Source organism: Cupriavidus sp. HPC(L) (assembly GCF_000307735.3).
GTDB lineage: Bacteria > Pseudomonadota > Gammaproteobacteria > Burkholderiales > Burkholderiaceae > Cupriavidus.
In genome coordinates, this window is the sequence record NZ_AMPR02000107.1 from 1 (window position 1) to 8,980 (window position 8,980).

7 protein-coding genes and 1 tRNA gene are annotated in these 8,980 nt (G+C 69.6%); 5 read left to right on the forward strand and 3 right to left on the reverse strand.

The features are described from left to right. Window positions 1-1,119, reverse strand: a 1,119-nt coding sequence (locus tag B551_RS07920; protein WP_023263828.1) for an exonuclease SbcCD subunit D C-terminal domain-containing protein, incomplete at its 3' end; no start/stop codon positions are given. A 149-nt stretch (window positions 1,120-1,268) separates the two neighbouring features. Here B551_RS07920 and B551_RS07925 point away from each other — a divergent pair. Then, window positions 1,269-1,342 (forward strand) — tRNA-Cys (locus tag B551_RS07925). 50 nt (window positions 1,343-1,392) lie between these two features. Here the strand turns inward: B551_RS07925 and dmeF are convergent. Next, window positions 1,393-2,421, reverse strand: a complete 1,029-nt coding sequence (dmeF, locus tag B551_RS07930) for a CDF family Co(II)/Ni(II) efflux transporter DmeF (protein ID WP_006580109.1) — start codon at window positions 2,419-2,421, stop codon at window positions 1,393-1,395. A 421-nt stretch (window positions 2,422-2,842) separates the two neighbouring features. Here dmeF and B551_RS07935 point away from each other — a divergent pair, with 421 nt between their 5' ends. Next, window positions 2,843-3,415, forward strand: a complete 573-nt coding sequence (locus B551_RS07935) for an acyloxyacyl hydrolase (RefSeq protein ID WP_023263830.1) — start codon at window positions 2,843-2,845, stop codon at window positions 3,413-3,415. 45 nt (window positions 3,416-3,460) lie between these two features. Here the strand turns inward: B551_RS07935 and B551_RS07940 are convergent, their stop codons facing one another. Beyond that, window positions 3,461-4,903: a PLP-dependent aminotransferase family protein gene (locus tag B551_RS07940; protein WP_023263831.1), complete on the reverse strand. Its 1,443-nt coding sequence runs from the start codon at window positions 4,901-4,903 to the stop codon at window positions 3,461-3,463. Between the two features lie 328 nt (window positions 4,904-5,231). Between B551_RS07940 and B551_RS07945 the strand changes: the two genes are divergently transcribed. From B551_RS07945 to B551_RS07955, 3 genes are all read left to right on the forward strand, one after another. Further along, window positions 5,232-6,563, forward strand: a complete 1,332-nt coding sequence (locus B551_RS07945; RefSeq protein ID WP_006579448.1) for an aspartate aminotransferase family protein — start codon at window positions 5,232-5,234, stop codon at window positions 6,561-6,563. 453 nt (window positions 6,564-7,016) lie between these two features. Then, entirely contained in the window at window positions 7,017-8,405 is a 1,389-nt protein-coding gene (locus tag B551_RS07950) for an amino acid permease (RefSeq protein ID WP_023263832.1), read from the forward strand. 319 nt (window positions 8,406-8,724) lie between these two features. Beyond that, window positions 8,725-8,980: DUF2917 domain-containing protein (locus B551_RS07955; RefSeq protein ID WP_043438095.1), on the forward strand; the 256-nt coding region annotated here is incomplete at its 3' end.

The window sequence follows — 8,980 nt, forward strand, 5'->3', positions numbered from 1 at the left end:
GGGCGCGTCGCCGGGCGCGCCGGCGGCGCTGACCTCGATGCGCGCGAGGCGCACCGGCTTGCCGTCGAGCGCGGCTTCGACCTTCGCGCGCAGTGCCGGCTCGGGACCGTCCAGCGTGACGCGGACCTGCAGATAGGGCTGCAGCGAGTCCGGCAATGGCGGCAGCTCGAGCGCGCGCAGCGCGTCGAGCACCTGTTCCAGCGGCCGGGGCGTCGGCGGCACGCGCATCAGCTCGACCGGCCTGGGCACCGGGATCGCGTGCCACTCGGCCAGCGCTTCGCCGTCCAGTCTGGCGCTGACGACCTGGTGCGGGTAGTGGATCTCGGAGAACGACATTGGCAGCGGACTGCCGCTGTAGCGGATGTGCTCGTGGCGGCCGACCTTCTGCGGCCGATGCAGGTGGCCCAGCGCGACATAGGCGATGGCGGGGTCGAAGATGCCGGCGGGCAGCGCCTCGGCGCCACCGATCACGATGCGCCGCTCGGAGTCCTCCGACACCTCGCCGTCGCGCATATGGCAATGGCCGAGCGCGACGATGGGCTGACCGGGTTGCCGGCGGGCGAGCGCCAGTTCGAGCGCGCCGCGATAGAGCGCGGCGACGCCGGCCTGGTAGGGGTCGGCATCGGCGTCGGCATCGTCATCGGCATGGTCGCTGGAGCCGTCGACGCGCGGCACATCGCCGGGCCGCAGGAAGGGGATGGCCAGGCACCACGCCGCGATCCGGCCCTGCGCATCGCGCACCGGCACCACCAGCCTTTCCATGTCCATCGTGCCGTCGGGCAGCCGGTGGACCTGGCCGACGCAGGCCGCGCCGAACCAGTCGAGGAAGGGCGCGGGCGCCTCCAGCCGCGCCGGCGAATCATGATTGCCGGCGATCATCGCGATCGCCAGATGCGGACGCCGGCGCCTCGCCTCGGTCAGGAAGCGGTACAGCTGCCGCTGCGCGGCGGCCGACGGGTTGGCGGTATCGAAGATATCGCCGGCGACCAGCAGCAGGTCGGTGGCCTCGGCGTCCAGCGTATCGAGCAGCCAGTCGAGGAAGTGCTGGTGTTCGTGGGTGCGGTCGTAGTGATGCAGGGTCTGGCCCAGATGCCAGTCCGAGGTGTGCAGCAGTCGCATGCGGAAAGGGCCTTTCAACGATGGCCGAGACGATAGCAGAGATCGCTGTGGGGTCCGGTGTGGGCCGATGGAGCGCTCGCCTGCACGATCGGGAGAATCGGGCTACACTTCGGCCCGCGCTGTTTCGCAGCGCACCGCTTCACAACAGCGGCGGGGTGGCAGAGTGGCATGCCACGGCCTGCAAAGCCGTGTACGACGGTTCGATTCCGTTCCCCCGCCTCCAGTCTTCCTGCCCGCGCCCGTGCGCGGGTGCGAGCCGGTCAGCAGCCTCGGTCAGCCGGCCTTGACCATCGCGCCATCGTCGCAGCGCGCGATTTCCACCGTCACATGCGCCAGTTCCTCGTGCACGCCGAGGGCGGTACGCACGCGCGCCGGCGTCAGCGTCGGGTCGTGCGTGACCAGCGCGACGATGCAGGCGAACTTGTCCTTGCCGACGCGCCAGACATGCAGGTCGGTCATGCGGGTGCCCTCGCGCCCGTGATCGAACCCGGCCAGCACCTCGCGCACCTCGTCGACCACCGGGTGGTCCATCTCGCGATCGAGCAGCACGGCCGAGGTCTGGCGGATCAGGCCGAGCGCCCAGTGTCCGACCAGCACCGCGCCGACGATGCCCATCACCGGGTCGAGCCAGTTCCAGCCGAGGCACCAGCCGCCCGCCAGCGCCAGCAGTGCCAGCACCGAAGTGGCGGCGTCGGCCAGCACGTGCAGATAGGCCGAGCGCAGGTTCAGGTCGTGGCCATGCGCGTGGCCGTGATGGTGGTCGTGGCCGTGGTGATGATCGTGGTGATGATCGTGGTGATGGTGAGCGTGATCGTGGTCGTTCCCGTGCCCGTGGTGGTGATGATGGTGGGCGCCGCCCAGCAGCCAGGCGCTGGCCAGATTGACCAGCAGGCCCAGGCAGGTGACCGCCATCGCCTCCGGATAGCGGATCGCCGCCGGCGCGAACAGCCGCTCGATCGACGCGAAGCCCATCAGCGCGGCCACGCCCATCAGGAAGATCGCGCTGGCGAAGCCGGCCAGCACCTCGATCTTCCAGGTGCCGAAGGCGAAGCGGCGGTCGTTGGCGAAGCGGCGGGCCGCCGCATACGCGAATACAGACAGGCCGATCGCCAGCGCATGCGAACTCATGTGCCAGCCGTCGGCCAGCAGCGCCATCGAGCCGAACCACCAGCCGGCGCCGATCTCCGCGACCATCGCCGCGGCCGTCAGCAGCAGCACCAGGCGCGTCCCGCGCTCGCCGGCGGCGTTGCCGCGGTCGAACACATGCGAATGGGTCCAGGGGGAGAGATCGTGGGTATGCATGGCGTGCCTCTTTTCGATGGCCGCAAGGGTAGCAGCATGCGCGTGCCGGCAGGCGCAAATCCCTGTTGGCGGTGCGCCGGCGGGCGCGGCGCGGCTCAAGTTTTCGGGTGGCGGATCGTTTACCCCCAGACGCGAAATGGATTTATCGGCTCGTAACATACATTCATGAATGCATGTATCATCCGGGTCACGAATTTGCGTAACTTCGCTCTTTGCTTGCCAAAAGTACGATGACTTATCGATTCATTGCCGGTTGCATGGCGGCGTGGCTGGGCATGTGCGCCACCGCCGGATGGCTGATCGAACGGCTCTGGGCCTAGCCTGGGCCGGTTCGCGCGGCGCCAATGCGTGTGGCGTGTTGTGCCTGGCACGGACTGTGCCAGTGCCTTCGCCGGCATCTTTCAACTCTCTCCCCTCGACCATGACACAACAACAAGAACGGACGGCGCGTTCGCTGCGCCGCTCGGCCGCCCTTTGCTGCGCTGCCGCAGCGCTGATCGTGGCGGCGCCGGCCCAGGCCGATCCCGCCGTCCATGTCGCCTACGGCCGCGACCCCGGCCACGGCCTGAACAAGTACGAGATCGGGCTGAACTGGGATTCGGGATTCGCCTACGGCAATCCACAGGGCTGGCTGGCCAAGCTGCAGTGGGAAGTCGAACTGGCCCGCTGGAACGCGCGCACCGGCAACAATCGCCGCGACGTGACCGAGATCGGCTTCTCGCCGATCCTGCGCGTCGAAAAGCATGGCTGGAGCGTGGTGCCGTTTGCCGAGCTGTCGGTCGGCCTGCGGCTGATGAGCGCCACCTCGACGTCGGACTCGCACGACTACAGCACCGCGTTCCAGTTCTCGGACATGGTCGGCGTGGGCGTGGCCTTCGGCCCGCAGAAGCGCGCCGAGGCGGGTTTCCGCTTCCAGCACATCTCGAACGCCAGCATCAAGCGGCCGAATCCGGGTACCAACTTCTACACCGGCTACGTGCGCTACCGCTTCTGAGCGGTCGTTGGCGCCGGTCGTTGGCGTAGCCAGAGGCGTGCGCGGCTAGCCGCCGCCGCGCACGCCGTCGAAGAATTCCCACAGCGCCGGCGCATCGCTGGTCGCGATATTGAAGCGGATCCACGGCGAATCGGTCTCGTCCGGCGCGAAATAGCTGCCGGGTGCCAGCCACACGCCGTGCGACAGCGCGCGCGTCGCCAGTTGTCCGCCGGACAGCCCGTGCGCGGCGGCGGCCGCGCCGTCGGGCGCCCCTCGCACGCGCGCCCAGGCAAACATGCCGCCTTCCGGGCGCAGCAGCACTTCGAGGCCGTGCGCCTCCATCTTCTCGGTGACCCGGTCCTGCTGCGCGCGCAGCCGGGCCGCCAGCGCGTCGACATGGCGCGCGTAGTGGCCGCCGGTCAGCACCGCATAGACCAGCCGCTCGGTCACCTCCGACGAGGTCAGCCCGACCGCCATCTTGGTGCGGGCGAAGGCCTTGGCCAGTTCCGGGCTGGCCGCCAGATAGCCGACCCGCAGCGACGGCGTGATGGTCTTCGAGAACCCGTTGACATAGACCACGTGCGACAGCCCGTCCATCGCCGCGAGCATCGGCGCGCCGGCCGGCGCCAGCTCCCGGTAGATATCGTCCTCGACCACCAGCAGCCGGTGCTGCTCGGCCAGTTGCAGCACGCGGTGCGCGTTCATGCTGGTCAGCGTGCCGCCGGTCGGATTCTGCAGCACCGTGTTGACGAACAGGGCGCGCGGCCCGTGCCGGCGGATCGCCGCGTCCAGCGCGTCGGTATCGAGCCCCGCCGCGCCGCGCGGCACGCCGACGACCTTCAGCCCGGCGAGCCGCAGGATCTGCAGCAGATTGCAGTAGCACGGGTCCTCGACCAGCACGGTATCGCCGGCGCGCAGCAGCGTGCGCACCACCAGGTCCAGCGCCTGGGTCGCGCCCTGCGTCAGCACCACCTGCTGCGCCTGCATCGGCATGCCGTACTGCGCCAGCCGGGTGGCGATGTGCTCGCGCAGCGCGGCGAAGCCATAGGGATGGCCGTAGCCCGACACCTGCCCGGCCGGCACGCGCGCGGCGGCGCGGATCGCCTGGTGCAGCCCTTCCTCGTTGAGCCAGTCGCCGGGCAGCCAGCCGGCGCCAGCCTTGATCGGCACCGAGTGGTCGGCGAACACGTCCGACAGCAGCCAGGCGGCGTTCAGCGCCGGGGTTTCCCAGCGGGGGTGGTGCGCCTGTTCGGTACTGGGCTGGCGATGCGCCACCGTGTAGCCCGAGCCGGCGCGCGCCGCCAAGTAGCCGAGCGCGGTCAGCCGGCCGTAGGCCTCGGCCACCGTGAAGGTGCTGACGCCATGCTGCGCGGCGAAGCGCCGCACCGAGGGCACCGCGATGCCGGGGCGCAGCGCGCGCCGGTCCACCAGCGCGGCGATGCCGGCGACGATCTGTTCGGTCAGCGTGTCGCCGCCACGGCGGCTGCGGGTCAATTCGAGCTGGATCATGCGACCGCATTGTGCGGGCGATGCCTGTACAGTTCAAGCGGGGCGAAGCGCGCCGCCGGACCGCTCCGTCATGCCGCGATGGCGCGGATTGTCGGCCAATACCGTGGCATCGCGAGATGGCACTGGGTTGGGGCGCTCCTGTACCTGTACGGTTTGAGGCGAAAAAACAGTACGGTAAGGCGAGCATTTCACAACCGTATATTTTTAGCTGAAGCAGGGCTGGCTACAGTGGCCGGATCGCTATCCCGCACCATCGGGCGCTTCGGCGCGGTGGCGCGGACCCCGAACGACACCCGGAACGACATCCGGACGAACCAAGGAGGAAGTAATGGACGCCGCCAAGACCGTGATTCCCGATCTCGATGCGCTGTGGATGCCGTTCACCGCGAACCGCCAGTACAAGGCGGCGCCGCGGCTGCTGGCTTCGGCCAGCGGCATGTACTACACGACCCACGACGGCCGCAAGATCCTCGACGGCTGCGCCGGCCTGTGGTGCGTGGCCGCCGGGCACTGCCGCAAGGAGATCGCCGACGCGATCGCGCACCAGGTGCAGACGCTGGACTATGCGCCGCCGTTCCAGATGGGGCATCCGCTGTCGTTCGAGGCGGCCAGCAAGGTGGCGGCGATCATGCCGTCGGGCCTGGACCGCATCTTCTTCACCAACTCGGGCTCCGAGTCGGTCGATACCGCGCTGAAGATCGCGCTGTCCTACCACCGCGCCCGCGGCGAGGGGCAGCGCACCCGCTTCATCGGCCGCGAGCGCGGCTATCACGGCGTCGGCTTCGGCGGCATGGCGGTCGGCGGCATCGGCCCGAACCGCAAGGCCTTCTCGGCCAACCTGATGCCCGGTACCGACCATCTGCCGGCCACGCTCAATATCGCCGAGGCGGCCTTCTCCAAGGGGCAGCCGACCTGGGGCGCGCATCTGGCCGACGACCTCGAGCGGATCATCGCGCTGCACGACCCGTCCAATGTCGCCGCCGTGATCGTCGAGCCGCTGGCGGGCTCGGCCGGCGTGCTGGTGCCGCCGGTCGGCTATCTCGAGCGGCTGCGCGAGATCACCAGCAAGCACGGCATCCTGCTGATCTTCGACGAGGTGATCACTGCCTTCGGCCGCCTGGGCGCGGCCACCGCGGCCGAGCGCTTCCAGGTCACGCCGGACCTGATCACGATGGCCAAGGCGATCAACAACGCGGCCGTGCCGATGGGCGCGGTGGCGGTCCGGCGCGAGGTCCACGACACGGTGATCGACGCCGCCGCCGCGGGCGCGATCGAGCTGCCGCACGGCTACACCTATTCGGGCCACCCGCTGGCGGCCGCCGCGGCGATCGCCACGCTGGACCTGTACCGCAGCGAGGACCTGTTCGGCCGCGCCGCGAAGCTCGCGCCGCTGTTCGAGGAGGCCGCGCACGGCGTGCGTGGCGCCCCGCACGTCAAGGACATCCGCAACCTGGGCCTGGTGGCCGGCATCGAGCTCGAACCGCGGCCGGGACAGCCGGGCGCGCGCGGCTACGAGGTCTTCCTGAAGTGCCTGGAGCGCGGCGTGCTGGTTCGCTACACCGGCGACATCCTGGCCTTCTCGCCGCCGCTGATCGTCACCGAGGCGCAGATCGCCGAGCTGTTCGACACGGTGCGGCAGGTGCTGAAGGACGTGCAGTAAGGCGTCGCGCGCGCACCGCACCGCGGCTTGGTTTTCCCCTCTCCCGCCTGCGGGAGAGGGGTTGGGGAGAGGGCAGCGGGCGGTCGTTCTGCCATCGCGGATCGAAACCACCCCCTCTCCCCAACCCTCTCCCCCTGATGGGGAGAGGGAGAACACCCGCCGGCGTGGTTCCTTCTCTCGCCGATAAGCCGCCCGCCTTCCCCGGAATCTCCTGCCCCGAACCCCGAAGCCCGCCTCCATAAGTGACGGCTTGGCCGGCGCGGTTCGCTAAACTAGGCGCCTTTTTTGCCCCGGCCGGCACACCTTGCCGGCCCGCGGGCTGCCCGCGCGTCCGCCCAGGCGGTGGCGCGCGCGGGCATTGGCGACCGGTCATCCACAGGCCGGCCAACTCGATCCTGGCGACACCGCGTAACCGACCCCGGGGCGGATGCCGCCAATGCAGGAGATCCCTTCATGAGCTTGTTCCGCACCAAGGACATCGAAACGATGCTCGCCGCGAGCCGCGACGATGGCTTGAAAAAGGTGCTCGGCCCGGTCGACCTGGTGATGATGGGCATCGGCGCCATCATCGGCACCGGCATCTTCGTGCTGACCGGTACCGGCGCGCTGACCGCCGGTCCGGCGCTGACGCTGTCCTTCGTGATCGCCGCGCTTGCCTGCGGTTTCGCCGCGCTGTGCTACGCCGAGTTCGCGACCGCGATCCCGGTGTCCGGCTCGATCTATACCTACAGCTACGCCACGCTGGGCGAGATCGTCGCCTGGATGATCGGCTGGGACCTGCTGCTCGAATACGGGCTGGCAACCTCGGCGGTGTCGGTGGGCTGGTCCGGCTACTTCCAGTCGCTGCTGTCGGGCTTCGGCCTGCAGTTGCCGGCCGCGCTGACCGCCGCGCCGGGCGCGGTGCCCGGCGTGCAGACGGTACTGAACCTGCCCGCGGTGCTGATCATGCTGGCGATCACTTGGGTGGTGTCGTACGGCGTGCGCGAGTCGGCGCGCGTCAACAACATCATGGTGGCGATCAAGGTCGCGGTGGTGCTGCTGTTCATCGTGGTCGGCGTCTGGCACGTCAAGCCGGCCAACTGGCAGCCCTATGCGCCGTTTGGCTTCGCCGGCATCGTCAATGCGGCGGCGCTGGTGTTCTTCGCCTTCATCGGCTTCGACGCGGTGACCTCGGCGGCGGAGGAGGTGCGCAACCCGCGCCGCGACCTGCCGATCGGCATCATCGGCTCGCTGGCGGTCTGCGCGCTGCTGTATGTCGCGGTGGCCGCGATCATGACCGGCATCGTGCCGTTCCCGAAGTTCGAGGGCATCGACCATCCGGTCTCGCTGGCGCTGCAGTACGCCGGCGAAAACTGGGTCGCCGGCTTCGTCGACCTGGGCGCGATCCTCGGCATGACCACGGTGATCCTGGTGATGACCTACGGCCAGACCCGCATCCTGTTCGCGATGTCGCGCGACGGGCTGCTGCCGGCCAGGCTGTCGCAGGTGCATCCGGTGCACGCGACGCCGTTTCAGGCGACCTGGGCGGTCGGCATCGTGTTCTCGTCGATCGCCGGCCTGGTGCCGTTGAACGTGCTGGCCGAGCTGATCAATATCGGCACGCTGTCGGCCTTCGCGCTGATCTCGATCGCGGTGCTGGTGCTGCGCCGGACCCGGCCCGACCTGCCGCGCACCTTCCGCTGCCCCGGCGTGCCGGTGGTGCCGCTGCTGTCGGTGGGCTTCTGCCTGTTCCTGATGGCGCATCTGCAGCCGTTCACCTGGATCGCCTTCCTGCTGTGGCTGGCGCTCGGCCTGGTGATCTATTTCAGCTACGCGCGTCGCAACGCCGTGCTGCACCGCTAGCCGACGGCCGAACTGTCAGAAAAAACGCCGGAACAGTACCTGGGAAACTGTCTGGAACTGTCACTGGGATGGCCGCGCCGGCCGTCCATAATGAAATCGTGCATCGAAGCACGCCGTGGCGCCGCCGTCCGTGCGGTCGCCCACAGTGGCAGCAGGCCTGGCGCAGCGGGCAACAACCGTCGCGGAATACCGAAAGGCTTTCCGACCATCGCCGTCCACCATGCCCGCCTGGGCAATGGCCGGCCCGCGTGCGGCGCGGCCGGCGGGCGGCGGTTGGACGGGCCGGCTCCGTTCGATGCCCATCGACAGGAGCAGCACCATGCAGGAACTCAGGGACTTCGAGCTGGACCAGGCCGGTACGCCGGTCAGCTGGCGCGCGCGGCCGGGCCAGCGCATCGTCGCGCGCGAGGGCAATATCTGGCTGACGGTGGAAGGGCAGCGCGGCGACGTCTGGCTGGCGCCGGGCCAGTCGTTCGACCTGCCCGACGGCGCGTGGGTATGGATTTCGGCCGACGCGCCGGGGGCGCGCTTCACGGTGGCGCAGCAGTCCGCGCCGCTGTCATGGCGCGCTCTGG